At 58.2% G+C, this 24,571-nt stretch carries 20 protein-coding genes and 1 tRNA gene; 11 read left to right on the top strand and 10 right to left on the bottom strand.

Features of this window, described 5'->3' with window-relative positions:
- Positions 1-60 precede the first annotated feature (60 nt).
- Together NQ014_RS10060 and NQ014_RS10065 are read right to left on the bottom strand one after the other, a co-directional pair.
- Complete coding sequence (locus tag NQ014_RS10060) at positions 61-2,451, bottom strand: MMPL family transporter (RefSeq protein WP_257075150.1); 2,391 nt, start codon at positions 2,449-2,451, stop codon at positions 61-63.
- A 173-nt stretch (positions 2,452-2,624) separates the two neighbouring features.
- Positions 2,625-2,695, bottom strand: a tRNA-Gly gene (locus NQ014_RS10065).
- A gap of 207 nt (positions 2,696-2,902) precedes the next feature.
- Between NQ014_RS10065 and dcd the strand changes: the two genes are divergently transcribed.
- From dcd to NQ014_RS10095, 6 genes are all read left to right on the top strand, one after another.
- Positions 2,903-3,481: a dCTP deaminase gene (dcd, locus tag NQ014_RS10070; RefSeq protein WP_115598554.1), complete on the top strand. Its 579-nt coding sequence runs from the start codon at positions 2,903-2,905 to the stop codon at positions 3,479-3,481.
- 40 nt (positions 3,482-3,521) lie between these two features.
- Complete coding sequence (locus NQ014_RS10075; protein WP_257075153.1) at positions 3,522-4,406, top strand: ABC transporter ATP-binding protein; 885 nt, start codon at positions 3,522-3,524, stop codon at positions 4,404-4,406.
- A gap of 8 nt (positions 4,407-4,414) precedes the next feature.
- On the top strand, positions 4,415-5,092 hold the full coding sequence (locus NQ014_RS10080) for an ABC transporter permease (protein WP_257075154.1): 678 nt from the start codon (positions 4,415-4,417) through the stop codon (positions 5,090-5,092).
- A 16-nt stretch (positions 5,093-5,108) separates the two neighbouring features.
- A complete protein-coding gene (locus NQ014_RS10085; RefSeq protein WP_257075156.1) occupies positions 5,109-5,804 on the top strand; it encodes an ABC transporter permease in 696 nt (231 codons plus the stop codon).
- Positions 5,801-6,808 carry an ABC transporter substrate-binding protein gene (locus NQ014_RS10090; protein WP_257075157.1) on the top strand — a complete coding sequence of 336 codons (1,008 nt, stop codon included), beginning with the start codon at positions 5,801-5,803 and terminating at the stop codon, positions 6,806-6,808. The genes NQ014_RS10085 and NQ014_RS10090 overlap by 4 nt, the downstream gene beginning before the upstream one ends.
- A gap of 106 nt (positions 6,809-6,914) precedes the next feature.
- The gene (locus NQ014_RS10095; protein WP_257075159.1) at positions 6,915-8,297 is read left to right on the top strand and encodes a UDP-glucose/GDP-mannose dehydrogenase family protein; all 1,383 of its coding nucleotides are present in this window, start codon (positions 6,915-6,917) and stop codon (positions 8,295-8,297) included.
- Here NQ014_RS10095 and NQ014_RS10100 read toward each other — a convergent pair.
- The 4 genes from NQ014_RS10100 to NQ014_RS10115 all read right to left on the bottom strand — a co-directional run bounded on the left by NQ014_RS10100 (position 8,294) and on the right by NQ014_RS10115 (position 13,508).
- Entirely contained in the window at positions 8,294-9,718 is a 1,425-nt protein-coding gene (locus NQ014_RS10100) for a YibE/F family protein (protein ID WP_257075177.1), read from the bottom strand. The two genes, NQ014_RS10095 and NQ014_RS10100, sit on opposite strands and share 4 nt — an antisense overlap.
- Before the next feature lie 556 nt (positions 9,719-10,274).
- Positions 10,275-11,657 (bottom strand): pyridoxal phosphate-dependent aminotransferase, encoded by a 1,383-nt coding sequence (locus NQ014_RS10105; RefSeq protein ID WP_373467724.1) that lies wholly within the window; start codon positions 11,655-11,657, stop codon positions 10,275-10,277.
- A 212-nt stretch (positions 11,658-11,869) separates the two neighbouring features.
- Positions 11,870-12,406, bottom strand: a complete 537-nt coding sequence (locus NQ014_RS10110) for a YceI family protein (protein WP_257075160.1) — start codon at positions 12,404-12,406, stop codon at positions 11,870-11,872.
- A 145-nt stretch (positions 12,407-12,551) separates the two neighbouring features.
- A complete protein-coding gene (locus NQ014_RS10115) occupies positions 12,552-13,508 on the bottom strand; it encodes a pirin family protein (protein ID WP_257075162.1) in 957 nt (318 codons plus the stop codon).
- Positions 13,509-13,620: 112 nt separating this feature from the next.
- Between NQ014_RS10115 and NQ014_RS10120 the strand changes: the two genes are divergently transcribed.
- A complete protein-coding gene (locus NQ014_RS10120) occupies positions 13,621-14,745 on the top strand; it encodes a CE1758 family FMN-dependent luciferase-like monooxygenase (RefSeq protein ID WP_257075163.1) in 1,125 nt (374 codons plus the stop codon).
- A complete protein-coding gene (locus tag NQ014_RS10125) occupies positions 14,742-15,509 on the top strand; it encodes an FMN reductase (protein WP_257075165.1) in 768 nt (255 codons plus the stop codon). Before NQ014_RS10120 ends, NQ014_RS10125 begins: the two co-directional genes overlap by 4 nt.
- Positions 15,510-15,560: 51 nt before the next feature.
- On the opposite strand, the gene NQ014_RS10130 is transcribed toward NQ014_RS10125, so the two are convergent.
- A complete protein-coding gene (locus NQ014_RS10130; RefSeq protein WP_257075167.1) occupies positions 15,561-15,752 on the bottom strand; it encodes a hypothetical protein in 192 nt (63 codons plus the stop codon).
- Positions 15,753-16,270: 518 nt separating this feature from the next.
- Between NQ014_RS10130 and NQ014_RS10135 the strand changes: the two genes are divergently transcribed.
- From NQ014_RS10135 to NQ014_RS10145, 3 genes are read left to right on the top strand one after another with little or no spacing between them, the layout of a single operon-like run.
- Positions 16,271-16,864: a hypothetical protein gene (locus NQ014_RS10135; RefSeq protein ID WP_016421574.1), complete on the top strand. Its 594-nt coding sequence runs from the start codon at positions 16,271-16,273 to the stop codon at positions 16,862-16,864.
- 47 nt (positions 16,865-16,911) lie between these two features.
- On the top strand, positions 16,912-17,586 hold the full coding sequence (locus NQ014_RS10140; protein ID WP_257075169.1) for a hypothetical protein: 675 nt from the start codon (positions 16,912-16,914) through the stop codon (positions 17,584-17,586).
- 8 nt (positions 17,587-17,594) lie between these two features.
- Positions 17,595-18,194 carry a hypothetical protein gene (locus NQ014_RS10145; RefSeq protein WP_257075172.1) on the top strand — a complete coding sequence of 200 codons (600 nt, stop codon included), beginning with the start codon at positions 17,595-17,597 and terminating at the stop codon, positions 18,192-18,194.
- Positions 18,195-18,334: 140 nt separating this feature from the next.
- Here the strand turns inward: NQ014_RS10145 and NQ014_RS10150 are convergent, their stop codons facing one another.
- The 3 genes from NQ014_RS10150 to NQ014_RS10160 all read right to left on the bottom strand — a co-directional run bounded on the left by NQ014_RS10150 (position 18,335) and on the right by NQ014_RS10160 (position 23,812).
- Complete coding sequence (locus tag NQ014_RS10150; RefSeq protein ID WP_257075173.1) at positions 18,335-18,988, bottom strand: response regulator transcription factor; 654 nt, start codon at positions 18,986-18,988, stop codon at positions 18,335-18,337.
- 133 nt (positions 18,989-19,121) lie between these two features.
- Complete coding sequence (locus NQ014_RS10155) at positions 19,122-20,228, bottom strand: histidine kinase (RefSeq protein WP_257075181.1); 1,107 nt, start codon at positions 20,226-20,228, stop codon at positions 19,122-19,124.
- A gap of 263 nt (positions 20,229-20,491) precedes the next feature.
- Positions 20,492-23,812 (bottom strand): heterodisulfide reductase-related iron-sulfur binding cluster, encoded by a 3,321-nt coding sequence (locus NQ014_RS10160; RefSeq protein ID WP_257075174.1) that lies wholly within the window; start codon positions 23,810-23,812, stop codon positions 20,492-20,494.
- Positions 23,813-24,571 lie beyond the last annotated feature (759 nt).

Genomic DNA, 24,571 nt, shown 5'->3' on the forward strand with positions numbered 1-24,571 from the left:
CCCCGCACCGACTCCTCCGAAACTGGAGTCGAGGCGGGGCTTATGGCTGTCTAGCTGGTGCTACTTGGCTTCAGTAGCTACCTCAGTTGTAGCGGTCACCTCAGCATTTCCGAACTGCTTATTGAGGTTCTCGCCCTCCACATCCACGGCCGGGATGATCTTGTCCAACCAGCGCGGAATCTTCCAGGCGCGCTCGCCGAGCAGGAACATCATGGCCGGGATGAATGTCATGCGGACGATGAAGGCATCGAAGAGAACTGCGGCTGCCAGGGCAAAGCCCATGACCTTAATGAACGGCTCATCCATCAGGATGAAGGCGGCGAACACCGAGATCATAATCAGTGCCGCAGCGGTGACCACGCGGGCACCGTGTTTGAAACCGTTGGACGTTGCATTAGCAGCTGTCTTGCCGTGCGCCCAGCCCTCACGCATACGGGTAACCAGGAACACCTGGTAGTCCATGGCCAGGCCGAAGACGATACCAATCAGCATGATCGGCAGGAAGGAAATCAGCGGCTGCGGGTCATCGATAATGCCCAGGGCGCCCTCCTGCCACAGAGCCACCGTGACACCAAAGGTTGCGGCCACAGACAGTGCGAAGCCGAGAGCTGCCACCAGTGGTACCCAGATGGAGCGGAAGACGAGCATCAACAGCAGGAAGGCCAGGACCAGCACGATGCCGATGTAGGGCAACAGCACGTCGGAAAGCCGCTGCGAGATGTCCTCGAACATGGGCGAAACACCGGTGATGGAGTAGCGGGCGCCCGTGTCCTCGTTGTACTTGCCTTCGGCGTCGCGAATGGATTGCAACAGGTCAGCAGCGCGCTCATCGGTTGCGCTGTACGCCGGGGTAATCAGAATCTGGGCGGCATCACCGAGATCGCTCGGATCCTGTGGATTGCCATTGGTAGCGATGACCTGAGCATTTACCACACCATCGACGCTCTGCAGCTCCGTCAGGGCAGACATCATGGCGTTCTGCTTTTCCGGTGCGGCGAGATCCTTGTAGTCCACGAGCGCAATCATCGGGGAGTTGCGGCCGGGGCCGAAAGCGTCTTCGGTCATTTCGTAGGCCGTGCGGTTGGGAGTGCCCTTGGCCATCATGCCGTCAGAAGGCATGGCCAACCGGAGATTAGTAGCCGGCATGGCCAGCAGAATTAGGACAACTGCCGTACCCAGGACGAACGCCAGCGGACGCTTGCGCACGATGCGGACCCACTTCAGGCCCATGGTCGGGGTGTCGTTCTCCGGGTCCGGTGCCTTCACAAATGGCGCGCGACCGGCGAAAACCTTGGTGCCGAACAGGCCGAGAATAGCCGGCAGCAACGTGATGGCAACGAGCACCGCCATAGCGACGGTAAATGCTGCGGCCAGCGCCATTGCGGTCAGGAACGGGATGTTGATGATCGACAGTGCCGCAAGAGCAATCAGCACGGTGAGGCCTGCGAATACCACTGCGGAACCAGCCTTGCCGACGGCCAGGCCCGCCAGATGTGCACGCTCCTCGCGTGGGATTTTCTTGAGCTCGGCGGCCAGTTCCTTCGGCTCAAGGTTCGAGCCATCGACGTGTGCAACCAGCTCGTTGCGGAAGCGAGCCACGATAAAAAGCGCGTAGTCGATGCCGACAGCCAGGCCAATCATCGACGCCAGCGTCGGTGTCATGGTGGAGATGGTGTCGGTGAAAGCGGTGGCGGCGAAGATGCCCGCCATGCCGATTCCCAGGCCGATGACAGCCGACAGCAGCGGCAGACCAGCGGCGACGAAGCTTCCGAAGGCAACAATGAGCACGATTGCGGCCACGATGATGCCGATAATTTCCGCAGTGGCGGTAATCTCGCTCATTTGGAATGCGTTACCGGACCAGGCGACGTTCAGATCGCCCTTGTGCTTTTCGACGGTTTCCGTGAACGCATCCCGGACTCCACTTTCGATATCCATGCTGGTGGCAGCATCGAAAGTCACGGAAATGGTGCCGGTGGTCTTATCGGCACTCAGTGGGGAGACGGCCTCCAGGTTCGAATTGATCTGCTCCTCGGGGAATCCCTGAGCTTGCATTGCCGGTACGGCCTGCTGCTTCATCCCCTCAGCCGCCATCATGGGCGGGACAATTTCTTCGGTCTTCGTTAGCCCTTCGGCGCTCCGCATTGCGGCGACGAGCTCATCGACCTCGCCTGCAACAGCTGGGTCCTCGAGGGTCTTGCCTTCTGGAGCTTGAATGACCACAGTGCCCGTGGGTGCGCTTAGCTGATCTTCATCGGTGGCAAAGCGCTGCTGAATCTCTTCTTGAGTTTCAACTGACTCAAGGCCGGGAAAGGTGAAGTTCTCAGACGTGCCGCTGTACAGCGTTGCCGTCGCGGTACCCATGCCCGCGATGAGCAGCAGCCATACAATGAGGAATCGCCAGCGGTGAAGATAAGCTGATCTACCGATTTTGTACAACAAGGAAGCCATGACAGTAACACTTACATAATTTCAGAATTAATTTCTAATGGGTTTGTGCTGCGCAAGAGCGTTACTCGGATGTGCTAATCGGAGTTGTTTGGTTGTTGTGGCACCGCGGGATGTAGCCGAAAAGCAGCGGAAACAAAAATGAGGCTCAGCTTGACGCTGAGCCTCATTGGCGGAGCCGATGACGGGAATCGAACCCGCGCCGCCTGCTTGGGAAGCAGGAGTTCTACCATTGAACTACATCGGCACACAGTAGGCGGAATGATTAAAAGCACGCCACGGGATTGGCACAGTAGGTGTGGCATGCAGGCAATCAGTCGCCCTCTGTAACTTCAATGTAGCACTCTCGATTCGTGTCGAAAAAATTGGTTGACAGCATCTCCGCTGAATTTATCGGGGGCGTATCCTACAACCCACGCACGCTGTGCATTAGAGAGCGGTTAAGCTGGTCTATGTGTTGCTCTCAGATCGTGATATTCGTGCCGCTATCGATGCCGAAGGCTCTGGTCATCTCGGCATTGATCCTTTTGACCCGAAGATGATTCAGCCTTCGTCCATCGACGTGCGTCTGGATAAGTTTTTCCGAGTCTTTAACAACTCGCAGTACACGCATATCGATCCGAAGTTGCCGCAGGAAGAACTAACTTCTCCACACGAGGTTCCAGAAGGGCAGCCCTTCATTCTTCATCCGGGCGAGTTCGTCCTGGCATCGACCTTGGAGTACTTCACTATTCCCCCGAACTTGGCAGGTCGTCTGGAAGGTAAGTCTTCACTGGGGCGTCTGGGCCTGGCAACGCACTCCACCGCAGGCTTTATTGACCCGGGCTTCTCCGGCCACATCACCTTGGAGCTTTCCAACGTGGCCAATCTGCCCATCGCACTGTGGCCAAACATGAAGGTCGGCCAGCTGGCACTGTTTAAGATGTCCTCCCCGGCGGAGGTACCGTATGGCTCCGGCAAACTCGGTTCGAAGTATCAGGGGCAGCGCGGCCCGACCCCGTCGCGGGCATACTTGAACTTCCGTGACGAATAGCAGAAAACAGCCTGTGGACGCAGGCCACACTTAGGAATCTATGCTATCTGACCTCCGCGAAATAGCCATCCGCTTTGAAAAGGTTACCAAGGTTTTTGACCACGCCGGGGGCTCCGTGCCGTCGTCAAGCAACACCGCGGTGCTCGATGGCGTCACCTTTGACATCCCGCGTAATGCCATTACGGTGCTGGTGGGCTCGTCAGGCTGCGGCAAGACTACGCTGCTGCGGATGATTAATCGGATGGTGGACCCGACCTCGGGGCGCGTGCTGGTCGAGGGCGAGGACGTGGCGGGCCGCGATCCAGTGAGTTTGCGCCGCGGCATTGGCTATGTGATGCAAGATGGCGGGCTGCTACCGCATCGTACGGTGGTGGACAACGTTGCGACGGTGCCGCGGTTGAATGGAGTGCCTCGCAAGCAGGCGCGAGCTCGGGCGATGGAATTACTCGAGGTCGTGGGGCTGGAGGCGGGTGTCGCCAAACGGTATCCCGCACAGCTCTCCGGCGGTCAGCAGCAGCGCGTCGGCGTGGCGCGGGCGCTGGCGGCGGAGTCGGGAATCCTGCTGATGGATGAGCCCTTCGCCGCCGTCGATCCGATTGTGCGCCGTGAACTCCAAGCGGAAGTGCTGCGGCTTCAGCGCGAGCTCGGGCGCACCATCGTCTTTGTCACGCACGATATCTCCGAGGCATTTCACCTTGGTGACCAGGTCGTTTTGCTCCAAAAGGGTGGGCATATCGCGCAGCGCGGCACGCCCGAGGAGTTCATCGCCGCGCCGGCAAACGACTTCGTCCGCGAGTTCATCGACGCGGACTCTCGACACCTACGGGTCGAGGGCAGGCGGGTTATCGATGCCCGTGGACGCGTCGCCGGTGTGCTTGACGACGGCACCTCCAACCACCCCGCGCACAAGCAACCAGGTAGGTGAATGCTGTCATGATTCGGTGGTCATGGTACCTGGAAAATTTCGCTCAGATTGCGGAGTTGACCCGCGCTCACATTGCGCTGTCAGTGCCACCAATTGTGGTGTCGGTGCTGATTTCGGTGCCGCTGGGTTACATTGCGGCTCGCTGGACGCGTGTTCGCGCAGCTATTAATTCCAGCACCGGGCTGCTCTATGCCATTCCCTCTTTGGCGCTGTTTGTGCTCTTGCCCATAGTGCTTGGCACCTCAATTCTGTCGCCATTAAATGTGCAGGTAGCGCTGACAATTTATGGCATTGCGCTGATGACCAGGACAGCCGCGGATGGTTTTGGCTCGGTACCCAGTTTCGCCCGCGATGCCGCCACGGCGGTGGGCTATTCCCCGTGGTCGCGCATCGTCATCGTCGAGTTGCCGCTGGCCGGGCCGGTGCTGTTGTCCGGCGTGCGAGTGGTCTCAGCCGCCACGGTCTCACTGGTCAGTGTCGGTTCACTCATCGGTGTCCACGGGCTGGGATACTTTTTCACAGACGGCTTCAACCGCAGCTTTCCGACGGAAATCCTGGCAGGTGTCTTCGGCACTGCTGCAGTAGCTTTGGTCTTTGACGTAGTCCTGCTGACTTTGGGCAGCTTGGTGATGCCGTGGACCCGCAAGTCTGGGTCAACCGCCCAAGCCGAACGATCAGTGGCATAAGTGGTGGGATGATGCAATGAATGAAAGTGGAGCATTCAGTCAGGCGTGGCAGTGGTTGACCACGGCTTCGTCTTGGCAAGGGGAAAATGGCATTTGGAATCGCATTGCTGAGCACCTGGGCTACTCGGCTCTGGCCACCGTGATTGCAGTGGCGTTGGGCGTAGGCCTGGGCATCGCGGTCGGTCACACCGGTCGCGGGCGTGTGGCGGTGCTCGGAGTTTCTGGAGTACTACGCGCCATGCCGACTCTCGGGCTGCTTACCTTCTTGGCGCTGGTTATTCCCTCGGGCATTACCGTCGCTCTTATCCCGGCCACGATTGTGCTGGTCCTTCTCGCAGTTCCGCCGGTGTTGGCAGCGACTGCCGCAGGTTTTGAGGCGGTTAACCGAGACGCTATTGACGCGGCCACAGCCATGGGGTTTTCCACGCGCCAGGTCATTGGCGAGGTGGAGCTGCCACTGGCGCTTCCGGTCATTATCGGTGGTATTCGCTCGGCTTGGCTGCAGGTATTGGCGACGGCGACAGTAGCCGCCTACCTTGGTTTGGGCGGTCTCGGCCGCTACCTCCTCGATGCCTTAGCGGTGCGAAACTACGGAATTATGCTGGCTGGCGCAGCGATTATCGCAGCTTTATCGTTTCTATCGGACGGGGTATTCGCTCTGCTGGAAAGGCTGTTGGCCCCTGCCGGGCAGAGAGGAAAGGAAGCGCGATGAGCCAGCTGCATCGCAACTATCTTCACCACAACCAGATGCAGGCCCGGAACCAATATTCACGCCGGGATGCCCTGCGAGCCGCAGCGCGAGTTGGCGTAGTCATCAGCACTGCTTCTATAACCGCGCTGGCCGGCTGTGCTCTTGATCCGGCCAATCCTGAGGGACGCCAGGGCAAGGAGATTCGCATTGGGTCCGCGATGTTCCCGGAATCGGAAATCATTGCTCGAATCTGGGCATATGCTTTGCAAAATGTCGGGGTCGCAGCGATTGTCGTCCCGCAAATTGGATCTCGTGAGGTCTACTTGGAGGCACTGGCGGAGGGTTCCGTCGACATCGTGCCGGAGTATTCGGGAAACCTCGGTGCCTATTACGGCGAAGTCCCAGTTGGCGCCGATGCCGACAGCGTAATGCAGGCGGTAAGGGACAATCTGCCTGCCGAGTTTTTCATTGCCGCAATCGCTCCGGCGCAGTCGAAGGATGCCTACCGAATCACACGAAAGACCTCAGAAGAATTTGGCGTGAAATCGCTTCCTGACCTCAAACGGCTGCTGGCGGAAACACAGAGCATTCGCATTGGTGGCTCACCTGAACTTGCTGAGCGCCCATACGGGCCGAAGGGGTTGACCACGTTCTACGGTCTGCCCGCCGACCGACTTGAACTGGTGGGATACGGCGATTCCGGCGGCCCGCTGACGATCCACGCGCTTGTCGACGACGCTGTAGATGTAGCCAATATTTTCACGACCACTCCGCTTCGAGATTCCTCAGGCCAGCGCGTCGATCTGGTGACCTTGGACGATCCAAAGCGGATGATCTCGGCGCAAAATGTGGTGGCGCTGGCTCGCCGGGACAGGGTCTCGGAAGAAGCTGCGCGGATACTCACAAGTATTTCAAAAGACCTGACTACAGGGGATCTCGTCGCCATGAATGAACGAGCCTCAGGTAACGAAAAGGCCAGTGCCGGATTGATTGCCCGCGATTGGTTAAGTGGCAGCACAAAGTGACATTTTTGGCAACTTGAAAAATAAACTGCGGGTATGCAAATTGCCACCCCGTTTAGGGGGTAAATCGGCTTGAAGGTCGCTAAAAGTTCTACAAATAATGAACGTTATGCGTATTACGGTTATTGGTACGGGTTACCTTGGTGCCACTCATGCCGCGGCAATGGCGCAGTTAGGTCACGAGGTTCTCGGTGTAGATGTTGATCCCGCCAAGATTGAGGCATTGTCCGCAGGTCAAGTTCCTTTCTTTGAGCCTGGCTTGCCCGAACTGCTAAAGAAGCACGTTGAGTCGGGGCGACTACGTTTCACCACTAACTACGACGAAGCCGTTGAATTTGCGAACGTCCACTTCATAGGTGTCGGAACTCCGCAGGTCAAGGGTTCGTACGCAGCCGATGTTCGCTATGTGGACGCAGCTATTACCGAATTGGCTAAGCGCGTCGTCGGCAAGCATTTAGTGTTTGGTAAGTCCACTGTGCCCGTCGGTACCGCACCGCGCCTGCAGGAGCTAGCTGCGAAGATGATCGGTGAGCGCGCCGCAGATGGTGATGAGCAGTTGAAGAACACCAGCCTCGAGATCGCCTGGAACCCGGAGTTCCTGCGCGAGGGCTTCGCGGTAAAGGACACCCTGGAACCGGACCGTGTGGTGCTGGGCACCCAGAAGCCGGGCATGATCCTCAATGGTGCTGGCCAGGAGGTCGAATCGATTGCCGAGGCCAGCCTGCGCGAGTGCTTCGGCCCTATCTTCGAGCGCGAGACGCCACTTATCGTCGCGGACACCGCCACCGCAGAGCTGGTGAAGGTGTCGGCGAACGCATTCCTCGCCACCAAGATTTCCTTTATCAACGCGGTCTCCGAAATCTGTGAGGTCACAGGTGCGGATATCACTACGCTTGCCGACGCCATCGGTATGGATGCCCGAATTGGCCGCCGCTTCCTCAACGCGGGTCTGGGCTTCGGCGGCGGTTGCCTGCCGAAGGATATCCGCGCATTCATGGCCCGCGCCGGTGAGCTGGGCGTTGACCAGGCGCTGACCTTCTTGCGCGAGGTCGATGCAATTAACATGCGTCGCCGTGAAAAGACTGTTGACCTGGTGCGTGGTAGTTTCGGTGGCTCGCTGCTCGGCCACACCGTGACCGTGCTGGGTGCGGCTTTCAAGCCGAACTCTGACGATGTGCGTGACTCCCCGGCGCTGTCGATTGCCGGTTCGCTGTCGTTGGCAGGCGCTTCGGTAAGCGTTTACGACCCGCAGGCCATGGAGAACGCCAAGAAGAATTTCCCGACCTTGGAGTACGCACCGAGCATCGAAGCGGCCCTGGAAGGCTCGGAGATGGTTGTCGTCGCCACCGAGTGGCAGCAGTTTCGCGACATTGACCCGGTCGCTGCGAAGAAGCTGGTCAAGCGCGCAGCGGTGCTCGACGGCCGCAACTGCCTGCCAGCCGACCAGTGGCGTGCCGCAGGCTGGGATGTCACCTGCCTCGGCCGCGGCTAAATGCTAGCTGCCCTCGAGCGCTTCGGAAACTTCATACCCTCCGGGGCCACGGTATAGGCGGCGATGAGGGTGGTAATCGGCACTGCGAGTACCAAAGCCACCGCACCGATGGTGGAACGCAGCAGCTCTGTGGCCACGACATCGGAGGTCAACGACTGCATCAGCGGCCGGTCGGAGACGCTTAACAAAATCGATAGCGGCAGTGCGGTGCCGAGGTACGCCAGTACCAGCGTGTAGACCATCGACGCGATGTGGTCGCGGCCGACGCGCATTGCCGAGCGGAAGACCTCCATAGGCCGCGACCGCGGAGCTGCTTCGTAAAGCTCCTGGACGGTCGATGCCTGGGCGATGGTGACGTCGTTAAGCACGCCCAACGCGCCGATGATGAATCCCGCCAGAAGCAGACCTGTGACGGAGACGTCAGGCAGGTAAAGCTGAATGAGCAGGTTGTCCTCGTTGCCGAGACCACGTAGCTGCGACGTGGAGATAGCGAGGTTGGCCAGGCCCGCCGCCAGCACCATCGTGGTGAGTGTTCCCGCCAGTGCGGAAGCTGACTTCCAGTTGATGCCATGAACGAGGAAGAGCACCGGGAAGAGGATCGCCGCGCCCGCCGTGATGGCTAAGGCCACAGGATCGCCGCCGCGTAGCAGTGCCGGAACGAGGAATCCCATCACTGCGGCCAGCGTGATGCCAAGACCAATGAGGCTCAAGACACCGCGAGTTATGCCGACGAGGATGATGAGAAGTACTGCCGCGCCGAGCCACAGCCAGATCGTCGTGGTGCGATCCATGTCCAGGAAGGTGTAGGTGTTCCCGATGTCAGTGGTGTCGACAACCTGATGAGGTGCGAGGTCGACGACATTAGTGTCGGCCGCGGGAGCAGGAGCTTCGGGGGCAGCGGGGGCTTCTGCGTCGGATTCAGGTGCTGGTTCCGGCTCCGGGGCTGGAGCTGGTGCCTCTGCATCAGGAGCAGGCTCACCCTCAGCGCCCTCAGGGGCAGGCGCGGGAACAACGCCGGGAGCCGGTGTCATCAACCCCGGATCCGGGACGGCACCATTGTCGACAGCTCCGGTACCGCCCGCGTTTGGACGGTGAATTGCCAGGACGACCTTGTCACCCTCCGCCAGCTCAATCTCGCCGGGAAGGCCGGATGCTTCCAGCAGAGTCTTCTTGCCCTCGTCTGGGCCCGAGGTCAGCTCAATGACCGAGAGCTGGCACTTCGGCGCCGCGGGGTCGTTGAGCGAAGCCGTCAGCCCTGGCCGCGGCTGGTCGTCGAAGACACGTCCGTTGTCAGGCGAATTGCACGCGCCGACGCTGTGCTTTACGACGGTTCCCTTGACCGTCTCTGCAGCTGACGTCTGTGACTGCAGGAATCCCGGCCCTGGGCTCGGAGCTTCGCCAGATGGCCAGAGCCCAATCACGGCGAGGAAAGTCGCAATGCCGGCAACTGTAAGAACTGTGGCCAGTAAGCGACGTGCTCTGGTGGGGTTGTGCCGCGGTTTCGTCGGTTTTGGTTTGGCTTGTGCAGGTTCGTTTTGCCGTGCCGGTGCTGTCGGCTGCGCCGGTTCTGCCGTTTGCGCAGGTTCTGCATGTCGTGCTGGGACAGCCGAGGTTTCAGAGTTGGGTTGATTCGCGGCATTGACAGCCCGGAACCGGCCGGTAGGGGAGCCGCTGTTCGAGTTCTTCAGTACGTCGAGATGCGCACCTATGTCGGAACCCGGAGCAACGCGAAAAGGTTGCTGGGTGTCAGAGTTCATTGAATCTTTTGAATGCCTGCCCACCCTTAATAACCTAATCGCTGCACCAGCACCGGAAGGCGTACCGACATTCCGGCGCGCCGAGCCGTAGTCATCAGCGCTATGGCACACCTATCGATGCAATATTCACTCATCGATGCGCACCAGCGTGGCCATAAGTGAATAGCGCATCGATATGTGAGAAGGGAAGAACCCGCAGCGTGCTGAACCTTAAGTACTGCTACTGCTTGTAGCTGACCAGGAAGTTGCCCAGACGCTCGATGGCTTCCTTCAGGTCGCGCGCCCACGGCAGGGTCACAATTCGGAAGTGATCCGGCGCCGGGTAGTTGAAGCCAGAGCCGCCGACCATCAGGATTTTCTCTTCACGCAGGATGTCGAGCATCAGCTTTTCGTCATCGTGAATTTCATAGACGTTCGGATCCAGCTTCGGGAATGCGTACATGGCGCCCATCGGCTTCACGCAGCTCACGCCCGGAATTGAGGTCAGTCCCTCGTAGGCGACATTGCGCTGCTCCAGGAGGCGACCGCCTGGCAAGATCAGGTCCTCGATGGACTGGTAGCCGCCAAGTGCCACCTGAATGCCGTGCTGAGCAGGGACATTCGGGCATAGACGGGTGCTGGCCAGCAAGTTGATGCCCTCGATAAAGCCCTCTGCGTGGCGCTTCGGGCCAGTCAGCACCATCCAGCCCGCGCGGTAACCCGCCACACGGTAGGTCTTGGACAGGCCGTTGAAGGTGATACAGAGCAAATCCGGGGCCAAGGAGGCAGTGGAAATGTGCTCGGCATCGTCGTAGAGGATACGGTCGTAGATTTCGTCGGAAAGCAGCAGGAGTGAGTGCTCACGAGCGATATCGACGATGGCTTCGAGTGTCTGGCGTGTGTAGACCGCGCCGGTCGGATTGTTCGGGTTGATGATGACAATCGCCTTCGTGCGATCCGTCACCTTCGAGCGAATGTCTTCGACATCAGGGGCCCAGTTATTCTCCTCATCACACGTGTAGTGGACGGCCTTGCCGCCGGCGAGGGTGGTTGCCGCCGTCCAGAGCGGGTAATCCGGAGCTGGAATGAGGACCTCATCGCCCTCGTTGAGCAGTGCCTGCGTGGTGATGGAAATCAGCTCGGAGACGCCGTTGCCCAGCCAGACGTCGTTGACGTCGAAACGGGGGAAGTCCGGGTCCATCTCATAGCGCGTGACGACGGCACGGCGTGCGGAGTAAATACCCTTGGACTCGGAGTAGCCCTGTGCGTGGGGGAGGGCGCGGACCATGTCCTGCACGATGGTGTCAGGTGCATCAAAGCCGAACTTCGCCGGATTGCCAGTGTTGAGCATCATGATGCGGTGCCCGTCGGCCTCCATCTGCTCGGCGAGAGTAGTCACCGGACCGCGAATGTCGTAGAGGACGTTCTGCAGCTTGGAGGATTGGTCCAGTGTCTTTAGCGGAGTGCGGCGAGGTGCCCTGATGTTTCCGCGGCGAGCGGCAACGCGGGCGGCACGGGACTGCTCAGCCTGAGCGGCCTGCGCAGCCTTAGTGTCCTGCGTTGTCTCGTTGGTGGTTTCGGTGCCCTGGGAAGTGTCTTTACTGGAACTCACCTGTCTAAGCATGCCACTTTTTTGCTTCCGCACCATGCTTTTCTCATAGTGGGGGCAGATTAATTGCGTAATAACCACGACACACCCGGGGACAGGCATACATTTTGTCCATTACCCCTGAAATGTGTCCTGAATAAACAAAAGTGCCCTGCATGGGAATGCAGGGCACTGTGGCTCAGTTTTTGGCGGTTGGCTACTGAACTGCCAGGGATATTGATTGCTAGTTACTGCTTGACTGCAGAGCCGTCGATCTGCAGGGAAATCTCGTTGCCAAGGAGCAGGCCGCCGGTCTTAATGGGAGCGTTGTAATCGATACCGAAATCGGTGCGGTCAATCTTGGTGGCTGCCTCGAAGCCAACGCGAGTCTGACCCCATGGGTCTTCAGCGGAGCCGAAAATGTCGACATCCAGGGTGACCGGCTTGGTAATGCCGTTGATGGTCAGGTCGCCGGTAACGGTGGCCTTTTCTTCGCTCTGGAGCTCGATAGCGGTGGAAGCAAACTCGAAGGTCGGGTTTTCGTCGGTGCCGAAGAAGTCCTTCGAGCGCAGGTGGTTGTCGCGCTCTTCATTGTTGGTGTTGATGGAGTTCGCCTGAATGGTTGCCTTTGCCGTGGAATTCTCCGGCTTGTCGGCATCAAAATTAATAACGGACTCAAACTCAGTGAACTGACCGTGGACCTTAGTAATCATTGCGTGACGAACGGTGAATCCAACGGTGGAGTGCTGAGTGTCAAGAACGTAGTTACCAGACTGAAGAGCCATAGTGAATCTCCTAAAAGTTAAAAAGTGTTTCGAATCTTTCGAAGTATTTTTGTCCGCCGGAACCAAGTTCCGGTATTGACGTATCAACGATAACTCTAGATGTGATGATGTGTCAACAAATTTCAAAGAAAATGTCGAATATTTTTTAGAAGCGCACATCCGGTCGGGCGATCGGTTCGGGATTTTGCCGTGGCTTGAGAGTGATTCTCGGCATCGTCGGTGCTGGTAGGCGGGAAGGGCCTTCCGGGTTCCGGCTGATATAGCCGTGGACGTTGCCAAAGCGGTCGGATTCTTCCTCCCACTCCTTGCGGAACTGCGCAATTTCCTCGGTAGAGCGACCAATAAAGTTCCACCACATCACTAAGTCCTCGGTTAAGGGCTCGCCGCCGATAAGGACGAGGCGGCTTTCTTCGGTTCCAGGGTTGTGGAGCTTAATCGTGTTCTCGCCGACGCCGGTGTAGGCCAGCTCGGTGCGCTTGACTGTGGTGCCGCCAACGGTGAGTTCGCCCGTGTCCAAGAGGAAGCCGTGCTCGAACTTCGGGTCGACCTCAATGGTGATGGTCGCGCCGGGCTTTATGTGAATCTCTGCGCCGACCAGTGGGGTGAACATCCGCACGGGGGACGTAGAGTCAAATAGTTCGCCAATAAATACCAGGGCGTGTCCGCCGTCTAATTGGACCGCTTTGGGTTTGTAGTGGTCAAACCCGGGGTTTGTGCCGCGGGCGTCGTTGGGAAGTGCGACCCACAGCTGTACGCCATGCAGGGTAGTGGTGTCCTGTGTTGAGACTTCGGAGTGGCAAATGCCGGAACCCGCGGTCATGAAATTCGCTTCACCAGGCTTGACGACGGCGTGGTTGTCCGCCGAATCGTGATGTGTAATCTCGCCCTGAAAAAGCCAGGAAACGGTTTGCAGGCCAGTGTGGGGGTGGGGTGCGACATCCATGCCGCCGGTGGCGCTGACATCGTCGGGTCCGTAGTGGTCGACAAAGCACCATGCTCCGATGGTGGAGCGCTGGCGCTGGGGCAAAGTGCGATGAACGGTCATGCTGCGAGGGCCGCCAAGGGGGACTTCGCGGGAGGTGATGATCTCAACTTTTGTCATGGCTGAGCGAGGCTCCTTTGGTTGGGGCGGTTGATATGGGGTTGTTTTAGGCGCTTACGCCCAGCATAACATGTGTTGACATGTCAACAACCGCTATTTAGGATTGAGAATTATGCAATTCGGAATTTTTACTATTGGCGACGTCACAAAAGATCCCACGACCGGACAAATCCCTACTGAACATGAGCGAATTAAGGCAACTGTCGCGCTAGCGAAGAAGGCCGAAGAGGTCGGCCTCGATGTATTTGCTACCGGCCAGCACCACAATCCACCGTTTGTGGCCCCGGCGAACCCGCCGATTTTATTAGCCAACCTCGCAGCACAGACCGAAAATCTGATTCTGTCGACCTCGACAACGCTGATTACCACCACCGACCCCGTGCGCATCGCCGAGGATTACGCCTACCTCCAGCACCTTTCCGAAGGCCGCATGGATCTCATGATGGGCCGCGGCAACACCGGGCCTGTTTATCCGTGGTTTGGCAAGGATATCCGCAAGGGAATTCCGCTGGCCATTGAGAATTACCACCTATTGCGCACCCTTTGGCGCGAGGAGAATGTGGATTGGCAAGGTCAATTCCGCACTCCGCTGCAGTCCTTTACGTCCACGCCGCGTCCACTCGACGGTGTGGCGCCTTTCGTGTGGCATGGCTCAATCCGGTCCACCGAGATTGCTGAGCAGGCCGCCTTCTATGGGGACGGCTTCTTCCATAACCACATTTTCTGGAATATCGAGCACACCACAGCCATGGTCAATCTCTACCGCCAGCGCTATGAGCACTACGGTCATGGTGCTGCTGATCAGGCAATCGTTGGACTTGGTGGGCAGGTCTTCGCCGCTGAGACGGAGAAGAAGGCCAAGGAAATTTTCCGCCCCTACTTCGACAATGCCCCGGTCTATGGACATGGGCCATCGTTGGAAGAATTCGAGAACATCACTCCACTGACCGTCGGCACGCCTGAGCAAATCATCGAGCGCTACCTTGGCTATGCAGATGCCGTTGGCGACTACCAGCGCCAGCTTTTCCTCATCGATCACGCCGGCCTGCCGCTGGAGATGGCGTTGGAGCAGGTTGAAATCCTGGGAACCGAAATCGTTCCGGTCCTCCGTGAAGAGTTTGAGCGCCGCCGTCCGGCACATGTGCCTTCCGACCCGCCGACGCATGCCTCGCTGGTTGCCGAGGGCGCAGATTCCCCGCATCTTCTCGTCCGCCCGGCTGAAAGGAATCAGCAGTGAAAAAGCTTGTCGTCGTAAGTGCTGGTGTTTCCGATCCATCAACCACGCGCATCCTTGCCGACCGCATCGCGGAGGCCGTCGAGGCGCAGGTCTCCAAGCGTGGCGAGGGGCTCCACATTGAGTACGTCGAGCTGCGCGAACTCGCTGTCAGTCTCGGCACTGTGATGTCCACAGGGCTTTACGACGAAAAATTGCGGGCAGCCCTCGATACTGTCAGCGGTGCTGATGGATTGATTGCCGCGACCCCGGTGTTCGCAGCGTCCTACTCGGGGCTGTTCAAGATGTTTTTCGATGCCCTGGATAAGGATGCGCTGACTTCCATGCCGGTCATTATTGCTGCGACAGCTGGCACAGCACGACATTCGTTGGTGCTGGAGTATGCGATGCGTCCGCTGTTTAGCTACCTTCGCGGCACGGTTATGCCGACTGCTGTATTTGCAGCTACTGAGGACTTTGGTGCCGGCGATAGTACCGGCGATGGCGCCGGCGGAGTGTCCGGCGCGGAGATGAACAATCGCGTCGTGCGTGCAGCTCGTGAGCTTGCCGAGTACCTTGTCGGTGTTCGCTCGGCAGTAGTCGGTTTTGGTCCAGATTTTGGGAACGAAGCTGAAGAAAAGGGTGCAGCGCATTCAGCGGGCGGGACCAGCGAGGGGAATCAGACTGTTGGCGAGCCGAACCAGCGACGCAGTACAAACACGCGGGTGGATACTAACGTCACGGATTTTGCCACACTGCTAGAGGGGCTCGACGGCACCGCAAAGTAGCCGCGCACTCACGTCAAGGGAGGGCCGGGGGAGGGGCGGAGTCAGCGCTCTTTAGCGGCACCACGGGAGGTTGTAGTAGTCGCAAGAGAAGGTATCGGAAAGAGCGTATTCCTTAACCTGCAGGTCGTCGCTGCTGGTCGTAGCTGTCGGTGCTGCGGTAGCGGACGGGGCGGCGGTCAGCGCGCCCAGGGAGAGTGCTGCGGATGCAATGGTGGTAGCAAGAATAGAAGTGCGTCGAAACATTAGGTAGTACTCCGAAAGATATCTGCCTCGGCAAAGTGTCAGGGCTTTGTGGACTGCCGGACTTCGCCAGTGATTAATAAAGAAATCATAACTATTTAATCAAGAGTGTGAAGTGTGGAGGTCTCTCTACCTGCCCGCGCCTGGGGGTGGCCATTCGGCTACTCTCTGGTGCCTTTATGTAGGTGGGGTAGTGGCCGAAATGTTGATTGCCCAATACCAAGTGGCCGACCGAGGCATTTTCGAATTGGTTCAAAAGGCGTAGTTCTAATGCGATTAAATTAATCGCTGAAATCTTATTGCGACGCTCATAATTGCTGGTCAAACGCTGTTATATGCCGTATTTTCGCATGGCGGAAATCAGTGAGATTCCATTTTTACTATGTGGATAATCGCTGCGGCCGTCGTAAAGCGAGTCGAAAATTTTCCATTACAAAACGCTGAATTTCGACTTACCTTTGCAGGTGTCAGTTCAAGTATTTCCTTACGAGTTGCTCGTCACATCCTGAAAGGATTTCGCCGTGAAGAAGACCCTGCTCTCCGGCTCCATTGCAGCCCTGGTTACCATGTCCTCGCTGGCTGTCGCCCCGATGGCCGAAGCTGCCCCAGCCCCCACCCCGGGCACCGTCGGTGGCACCTGCTCCGTTGAAGGCCAGTCCGGCCAGTCCCTGAAGATCACCGGCTCGAAGTTCGAGGTCGAAGGTACCGCCACCGTCGCTAACTACGGCGACACCGACCTGCCGCTGACCCAGACCCTCAAGGAAGGCAAGACCAAGTCCTGGAACGTCGGCGGTTCGGTCGACTTCGACCTGCTCAAGCTCTTCCACGTCACCTTTAGCGCCGGCTACCAGTCCACTCAGACCTGGGAAGTTGGCCAGACCCTCGGCCCGTACCCAGTCAAGCCTGGCTACACCGGCGTTCTGGAGTATGGCTTCCTGAACCAGTCCTTCGAAGGTACTCACCTGACCTGTAAGGGCGGTAAGTGGATCGACGCAGGTCGTCCGTACTGGGGCACCATCCCGAAGGAGCGCCACATTCGCGTTTCCATGCGCGCCAACGAAGCTGATCGCTCCGTGGACGGTGCTGCTCCGCAGGTCAAGGAGTACGCCGTCTAAGACGGGCTGAGCCTCTTTAAGACCTCGAAGCAGAAGGAAGTTTCTCCATGTTGAGCCTGAAAAAGAAGGCCCTGGCCTGCGCGGTGATGGGTGCAAGTCTTCTTGCGCCAGGCATCGTTGGGCAGGCCGTGGCGACCCCGCTGACCCAAACCCCTGACCAAGATGAGCACCACACCGGTTTCACCAATACGGATAAGTGTGACCCGGTCAAGGACGCCAAGCGTCACCCCTGGGAACAGTGGATCACCGACGAATGGGACCGCTACAACGGCACTAACTCATTCACCAACCGCACTGACCGCCCGATTCAGTACACCCTCGAGGTGACAGAGGGAGTCAACGAGTCCGTGAAGGCCATGAGCTCCGGAAATATGTGGGACGTGTTCCTCCACGGGGTGAAGAACAAGTACGGCATCGTCGAGGTCAGTCAGTGGTCGGTTGGCGACAAGCTGGGCCCGGTGACCGTCAACCCAGGCGAGACTGTTCGTGCAGACTACGGCGTGCACATGAAGTCCTTCATTGGCCGTGTTCGTACCTGTGACCAGAAGACCGGCCTGTGGCGCGGTGAGCCTTATTTCGGTGAGTACAACGGCAAGGGGCCGTCGACTCGCTTCGTGGTCTGGCACAAGACCACCAAGGAGGGCGAGCACCGTCAGCAGTGGGCGCCTGTCAGCGGTAACTCCGGTGACGGCGGCCCGGCGTCCGCCACGATTAACGACTAGGAGCAGTTATGAAAAAGCGTGTTGTCGCCATGTGCTTAACGACGGTCTTTGCGCTCGGACTCGGTGCTCCGACAGTAGTGGCCGCCCCGAATCCAGGAGCTGGTGAACCGTTCGCGCCGGAGGAGTGGGTACCAGTGCCCAAGCCGGCGGCAGTTGACCGCGGTCCGGCACCGGGAACCACTTGTGAAGCTCCGGGTTCGGTGGCTGAGTTCGTGGAAATCACCGGCTCTCGCTACGACGTTGAGGGCGTTGTTTCTACGAAGAATGACATCGGTGATGAGCCGATTCCGCTGACGCAGACCATCAAGGAGTCCAAGACCAAGAAGTGGTGGACCAATATCTCTGTCAGCGTGAAGGTCAGCAAGGAGCTCAACCGCAAGTACTCCTGGGAATACTCCCGAGAGATGGTTTGGAGCCTCGGGCAGAAGATTGGACCATACGAAGTGCGCAAGGGTGAAACTGGTCGTCTGAGCTGGGGATTCCTGGTTGACGAGTTCGCCGGACAGACAGTTCGCTGCAACGCCAACTCGAAGACGTGGGAGCCAATTGGGCGCAGCTACTTCGGTGTGGCTCCGCGTGAGCGACATGTCGAGGTGACGATTCAGTAGTTACACAGTTCTCTCTCCACACTCAGCACGGGTAAAAGGGGCATATTCACGAAAGCGAATATGCCTCTTTTTGCTATCTATCTCGGGCCTGCAAAGGCTCGATTCAGAGCCGCTACCCGGTCAAATCTCAGAGTCCCTGGTTATTCTGCAGTGGCGGATGCCGGCGGATGGAAGCCTGCGTCTATTGCTTTCAGCGCCAGGTCCAGGCGAGAGGTAGCACCAAATTTATTGAACATGCTGGAGAGATGCTTCTTGATAGTGCCCGGTGACTTGCCGAGTTCCTTGGCGATGTCGTGGTTCGACTTACCGCGGCAGATCAGACCGAGGACCTCTCGCTCGGCCTGAGTGATCTTGTACGAGGAAATGTTGCGGGACGGCAGGGTTTTAATCAGCCGAGTCGCAGAAATCGGCGAGATGACGGTGCCGCCCTGGAAAACATCTTCAACGGTGCCAATGACTGATTCCGGGCGGGCAGTTTTGAGAATGTAGCCATTTCCGCCGAGGCTCAGGATTTTCAGCATTGTTTCATCGGTATCAAATGAGGTGATAGCGATGAATTTTGGTGGATTCTCCACCTTCTTAATGCGCTCGAGCAGCTCAACGCCGTCCATGTTGGGCATATGAATATCGGTCAAAACTACGTCAACGCCACCACGGGCAATAATGTTGAGAGCCTCGTGGCCATCGCTGGCTTCATCGACCACGGTGATATGCGGTGCCTTCTTGAAATAGGTTCGCAGCGTCGAGAGTACGAGTGGGTCGTCGTCGACAATGAGAACCTTAATGTCAGACATCCGCGAACCTTTCATAGAAGTTATAAAAACCGAACAATATCTGTCACCGTGTGATATTACTACGCTAACCAGGACTTTTCGAGAGATATCTTCGTCACAAGCGGCTGCTAAATCAATCTTACGCTAGCGTAACCTACTGGTTGGTAGATGGCATGTGGAGTTTGCAATTCCACGCATTTCCTTCTCGTTCTGACGTGATGGAACCGTCCCACGGTCGCACTCGCCGATGCAGTGAGGAAAGCCCCAAACCGCTAGAGAGCATCGCCCGTGGCAGAAAATGCGGTAGCGCCTTCGATATCTGATTGCTGATGTCGAGCGTGAAGCCGTCTTCCTCATTGCTCAGCGTCAGAATGTGAACGTTCGTTTGCGGTTCGCCGTACTTCTGAATGTTCGTGCAGAACTCCGACAGTGCCGGCGAGATAACTTCTGAAATCTGCGTCAAAGAGGGCTCGGTTTCAATCTTCGTGGCCAGCGAAACGTTAAACCCGGCTTCCTGCAGTTCATCCTTGGCCTGTTGGAGCACCCTGTTCATGCTAGGTACGCGCTCGTCCTGGCCAATAGCCGAGGTCAGAGAGCTCTCTTCATCAGCGGATTTCAGCAGTGAAAGCAACTGGCGAAGCTGTAGCAGACCTTCTCGGGAGGTTTCTGCGATGTCCTCCAGGGACTCTTCAAGCTTTTCATCTGTCCCTTCTCGCTCGATGGCGAGCGCCTGCGCCAGCATGGTTACGCGAGTAAAAGACTTGGCGGTGGAGTCGTGCAGTACGGTCGCCAACTCAAGGCGTTGTTCTTCCAGAGCGCGGTTAGATTCAATCGTTGCCTGCCGGCGTTGCTCTTTGTAGCGACTGCGCATCATGCCGATGGCGTAGGCAATTACAAAAAGCAGCGTTGTAACAAAGGTCGCGACATGGTCGCGTGCGAAAGTACTTGTGTTTACGTCGTAGTTTGAAATCACCAACAACAGCAACGCAGTGATTCTCGCCGGCATCTTGTTGTTGTTAGCACGCATCACTTCCACGATGAGAAGCGCGCAGAAAATCTGCATTGGAGCTTGCTCTGTAGGAAGGAAGGTCAACGCCAAGAAGTTCGCTGGGACAACCACCATGGCAAAGAGTGGCAAATACGTCGCCACTGCAACAAGAATGACCTGAAGGCCACCGATAATGGCCGGCAACAATAGATCAGAGTTGCTCGCGCGGAAAATTAGCGCATCGAGAACAGTGAGGATAAGTGCAATGACCATCTCCACTGACCCCGGAGTCCTCAGAAAGTCTCTTATCTGTGACAGCGATTTCTTAATCACTACGCCAAGACCTCTTTCCACACCACAACGCGGTCATCTCTAACGGGATGCAGTAATCAATATGCAGTAATCAATATATTGTCAGCGCGGTTGAGAGTGCCATTTGCACGATTAATGCCGCTGCGCAGGGGTCGTCGTAAAGCACAAAAAATCCGCCCGGGAAGAATAACCTCTCAGGCGGATTCTTGCTTACTTAGCGAGTGCTACTTACGTCGCGCCGATCCTGGCAGCGGAACTCCGTGCTGGTTGCGCGGAAGGTTCTTAGCGCTTGCCGACGGTGCCTGCGTCTCCTCGGCTGGGGCCTCAGCGGCCTGCTCGGCGGAGGTGGTATCTTCCGCCGACTGCTCTTCGGTAACCTCTGGCTGCGCCGGTGCCTGCTCGGCCTCTGGCTGAGCAGGAGCCTCCTGAGCTTCGGTTTCCTCGACTGCCGGGGCAGGGGCGCTAGCGACCGGCTTGGCCTTGCGTGCGCCACCCGGGATCGGGGCGCCCTTGCGTGCGCCGCCCGGAATCGGAGCACCGGATGTGGTCTTCGGCTGCTCAGCTGCTGGCTGCTCGGACTCGGTGGCCGCTACCTCAGCAGCTGTGTCCTGGGCAGGAGCGGATTCCTCGGCCTTCGGCTTGGCGGCCGGAGCTGCCTTCTTAGCGCCGCCCGGGACTGGTGCACCCTTGCGTGCGCCACCCGGAATCGGAGCGCCCTTGGTTGCCTTCGGGGCCTCAGCCGGAGCTTCGGTTTCCGCAGCTACTGGCTTTGCCTGCGCGGCCGGCTTAGCGGCCTTGGCGCCGCCCGGAACTGGAGCGCCCTTCTTAGCGCCGCCTGGAACCGGTGCACCGCCCTTGGCACCACCCGGCTTCGGAGCGCCACCCGGAGCAGGAGCACCCTTCTTGGCGCCACCCGGAGTTGGTGCGCCGCCCTTAGCACCACCTGGAGCTGGAGCGCCCTTCTTGGCACCAGCTGGAGTCGGGGCACCGCTCTTAGCGCCACCAGGCTTTGGTGCGCCACCCGGAGCTGGAGCACCGCCCTTAGCGCCACCAGGCTTCGGAGCGCCACCCTTAGCGCCGCCTGGCTTTGGAGCACCGCCCGGAGTCGGAGCGCCACCCTTGGCGACAGCACCTGCAGCAGCACCAGCAGCTGCGACACCAGCGCCGGCAGCGGCGGCCTTCTCTGCCTTCTTCTTCTCGGCAGCCTCGGCCTTCTTGCGCTTAGCTTCCTCTTCCTCGAGGCGCTGACGCTCTTCCTCTTCAGCCTTCTTCGGATCGACCCAGCCACGCTCCGGCTGCTCAATCCACTCCGGTTCGCGTGCCTGCGGCAGCTCGCCGTCGACCTTCACGGAGTCACGGAGCATCTGGGCGATGTCCAGGACCTCCGGCTTCTTCTCGTCGTCCTCGATGACGTTGTTGACGCCATCGTTCATCATCGTCTTACAGAACGGGCAGCCGATGGCAATTGCCTCAGCACCGGTTCCGACAGCCTCTTCGGTGCGGTTTACGTTGATGCGCTGACCGATGGTCTCTTCCATCCACATGCGAGCGCCACCAGCACCACAGCAGAAGCCGGTGTTCTTATTGCGTGGCATTTCGACGAGGTTGGCGCCGGATGCGCCAATCAGCTCACGCGGAGCCTCGAATACCTTGTTGTGGCGCCCCAGGAAGCATGGGTCGTGGTAGGTGACCTGGCGACCCTGGCCAGAAGCAACCGGCTGCAGGCGGTTAGCGCGAACCAGCTTGTTCAGCAGCTGGGTGTGGTGGACAACCTCGTACTGTCCGCCCAGCTCCGGGTACTCGTTCTTGAAGGTGTTGAAGCAGTGGGCACAGGTGACGACAATCTTGCGCTGCTTCGGTGGCACACCGTCAAAGACCTCGTCGAGCTGCTCGATGTTCTGCTCAGCCAACATCTGGAAGAGGAACTCGTTACCAGCACGGCGAGCGGAGTCGCCAGTACAACCCTCGGCCTGGGAGAGCACAGCGTACTTCACACCAGCGGTGTAAAGCATCTCTGCAACAGCCTTGGTGGTCTTCTTCGCATTGTCGTCGTAAGCACCGGCACAACCGACCCAGAACAGGTACTCGGTGTCGTCGAAGCTCTCGACATCCTCGCCCCAAATCGGGACAACGACGCCTTCCTTGCGGACCTCATTAATCCAGTCGGCACGAGTGGAAGCGTTCTGGCCCCACGGGTTGCCCTTGGTCTCAAGGTTCTTGAACAGGCCAGCCAATTCGGTCGGGAAGTCCGACTCGACCAGAACCTGGTAACGACGCATATCAACGATGTGGTCGATGTGTTCAATGTCAACCGGGCACTGCTCAACACAGGCACCACAGTTGGTGCAGGACCACAGGACGTCCTGGTCGATGATGCCCTCGTCGCCATCGCCAACCAGTGGCTTGGTCAGCAGTGCTGCACCAGCGCCCTCGCCCTCGCGAGCGGTTTCGATGGTCTCGCCAGCCAACAGGTACGGGGCAGAAGCGTAAGCGTGGTCACGCAGCTGGTTAACCAGCAGCTTCGGGGACAGCGGCTTGGAAGTGTTCCAGGCCGGGCACTGCTCCTGGCAGCGACCACACTCGGTACAAGAGGTGAAGTCCAGCAGAGCCTTCCAGGAGTGGTCAGTGACCACGCCGGTGCCCATGGAGTCAACCTCCGGGTCAGCCTCTTCCAGGTTCAGGATCTCACCGTTAGAGGTCATCGGCTTAGCGCCCGCGAGGGCGTTGTAGCCATCAGCGTTGCGCTTGAGCAGGATGTTGGCGAACGCCAGGAAGCGGTGCCATGCGACACCCCAAGTGAGGTTGCGGCCAACAACGAAGAGCCAGACCATACCGGACAGCAGCTTAATCAGCGCGAAGATGGACACCATGACTTCGGAGGCCGGCAGAATCTGTGCGATACCACCGGTGACGAAGTTCGCCCAGGTCCAGACCTCGGCGCCAGTGTGGCCGTGGTCGCCGTAGGTAGCCAGCTTGGCAGCCTTGACGAACATCATGCCCAGGCCCTCGATGAGGACGACGGCCTCAACGAAGTAGGCAGCCTTGGCGTTGGATCCGTAGAAGCGGCTCAGGCGCTCCTTGCCCAGGTTTGTCTGGCGGACGAGAATCAGTGCCAGGATGCCCAGGGTGGTGCCCAGGCCGAGCAGTTCGTCGATGAAGTGCCAGGCGGTCAAATTCCTGAGAATTGGCCAACCACCGGCTGGCCAGAAGGTCTGAATGTACGCCTCGAACCACACTAGGGAGCCGAGGAGGAAGCCCACCATGACGAACCAGTGAGCCACAGCAACGCCGGGCTTCTTGGCCATCTTGGTGTGACCGACGATCTCTCGGATCATGGTCCAAATACGGGTTCCCCATTCACCGGTGTGACCGTACGTCTTTTGGCCCACCATGATGGTCTTCACCATATGGGTGAATCCCTTGATAAAGATGAACCAGCAGGGCAGGGACAACAGGACGCCAATAACGCCGACTGCGACGGTGAATCCAGTAGATTCCGGAATCGCCGTGTCAGCCGTCGCCGCGGCGAGGTTGAGCACGCTCATAATGTTCCTTCTAGGCTGGCTCAGCCAGGGTGATGGCTGAGTGAAAATAGTTCTCTTGTGAGTTCTATCACGAGCCGCGGACGCTTACCTAACTAATGTGCAAAATAGTGCTGAATTCATCGATACACGGTGTAACCAGCGGTTATTTGGTGAATTACGCAAAAAAATCGTTGTTTTATTCGAGAGGGTTTCGACGGTTTTAACGCCTTCGCTTGACGACGGCGCGCGGCACTTTCGTCGTCACGCTTTTATGGGCGGAAGTGGTGGCGGCGTTGTGTGTGTGCAGTTGTCGAGTGTTGCCGATTCGATGTTTTGCGGACGCATTGTGGGGGTAGTGCTGGAGCGTCGGGGTGGGGCTGTGTTGTGAGGCGGAGAGGGTGCTCGGTGGTGTGTTGGCCTTCGAAAATTGACTGAAGCGGACATGTATTCACATGCGTTACATTCTTAACATCAATAACAATAGCGACTTCTGTATCTATGTTTTGGTGGATAAATCGCTATTGGGCTCTAGGGTTTGCTGACAGTTAACGAAAATGCCATTAAATGTAACTGACTTATATGAATCCCAAGTGGATTTAATAGCCTCTATCTCCGCAATTGACCTGGTAGGAGGCGTGCTAATTCGGTGGCGAAGGGTTGCGTCCGTTAGCGTGGTGTATCTGTGACTATCGGTGAGGGCCTGATGAATGCATGAGGCGACCACCGTAGTACCTTTCGATTCCATAACCACACTTCCTCGAAAGGGATAACCACGATGGC

The organism is Corynebacterium sp. 5QC2CO (assembly GCF_024580435.1).
GTDB lineage: Bacteria > Actinomycetota > Actinomycetes > Mycobacteriales > Mycobacteriaceae > Corynebacterium > Corynebacterium jeikeium_D.

Coding starts and splice junctions, on each gene's coding strand:
- NQ014_RS10110 (WP_257075160.1), bottom strand. CDS start 12,406: ATGGCTCTTCAGTCTGGTAACTACGTTCTTGACACTCAGCACTCCACC.
- NQ014_RS10155 (WP_257075181.1), bottom strand. CDS start 20,228: ATGGTCATTGCACTTATCCTCACTGTTCTCGATGCGCTAATTTTCCGC.
- NQ014_RS10140 (WP_257075169.1), top strand. CDS start 16,912: ATGTTGAGCCTGAAAAAGAAGGCCCTGGCCTGCGCGGTGATGGGTGCA.
- NQ014_RS10095 (WP_257075159.1), top strand. CDS start 6,915: ATGCGTATTACGGTTATTGGTACGGGTTACCTTGGTGCCACTCATGCC.
- NQ014_RS10090 (WP_257075157.1), top strand. CDS start 5,801: ATGAGCCAGCTGCATCGCAACTATCTTCACCACAACCAGATGCAGGCC.
- NQ014_RS10060 (WP_257075150.1), bottom strand. CDS start 2,451: ATGGCTTCCTTGTTGTACAAAATCGGTAGATCAGCTTATCTTCACCGC.
- NQ014_RS10130 (WP_257075167.1), bottom strand. CDS start 15,752: ATGTTTCGACGCACTTCTATTCTTGCTACCACCATTGCATCCGCAGCA.
- NQ014_RS10150 (WP_257075173.1), bottom strand. CDS start 18,988: ATGTCTGACATTAAGGTTCTCATTGTCGACGACGACCCACTCGTACTC.
- NQ014_RS10075 (WP_257075153.1), top strand. CDS start 3,522: ATGCTATCTGACCTCCGCGAAATAGCCATCCGCTTTGAAAAGGTTACC.
- NQ014_RS10105 (WP_373467724.1), bottom strand. CDS start 11,657: ATGCTTAGACAGGTGAGTTCCAGTAAAGACACTTCCCAGGGCACCGAA.
- NQ014_RS10115 (WP_257075162.1), bottom strand. CDS start 13,508: ATGACAAAAGTTGAGATCATCACCTCCCGCGAAGTCCCCCTTGGCGGC.
- NQ014_RS10120 (WP_257075163.1), top strand. CDS start 13,621: ATGCAATTCGGAATTTTTACTATTGGCGACGTCACAAAAGATCCCACG.
- NQ014_RS10085 (WP_257075156.1), top strand. CDS start 5,109: ATGAATGAAAGTGGAGCATTCAGTCAGGCGTGGCAGTGGTTGACCACG.
- NQ014_RS10145 (WP_257075172.1), top strand. CDS start 17,595: ATGAAAAAGCGTGTTGTCGCCATGTGCTTAACGACGGTCTTTGCGCTC.
- NQ014_RS10160 (WP_257075174.1), bottom strand. CDS start 23,812: ATGAGCGTGCTCAACCTCGCCGCGGCGACGGCTGACACGGCGATTCCG.
- NQ014_RS10080 (WP_257075154.1), top strand. CDS start 4,415: ATGATTCGGTGGTCATGGTACCTGGAAAATTTCGCTCAGATTGCGGAG.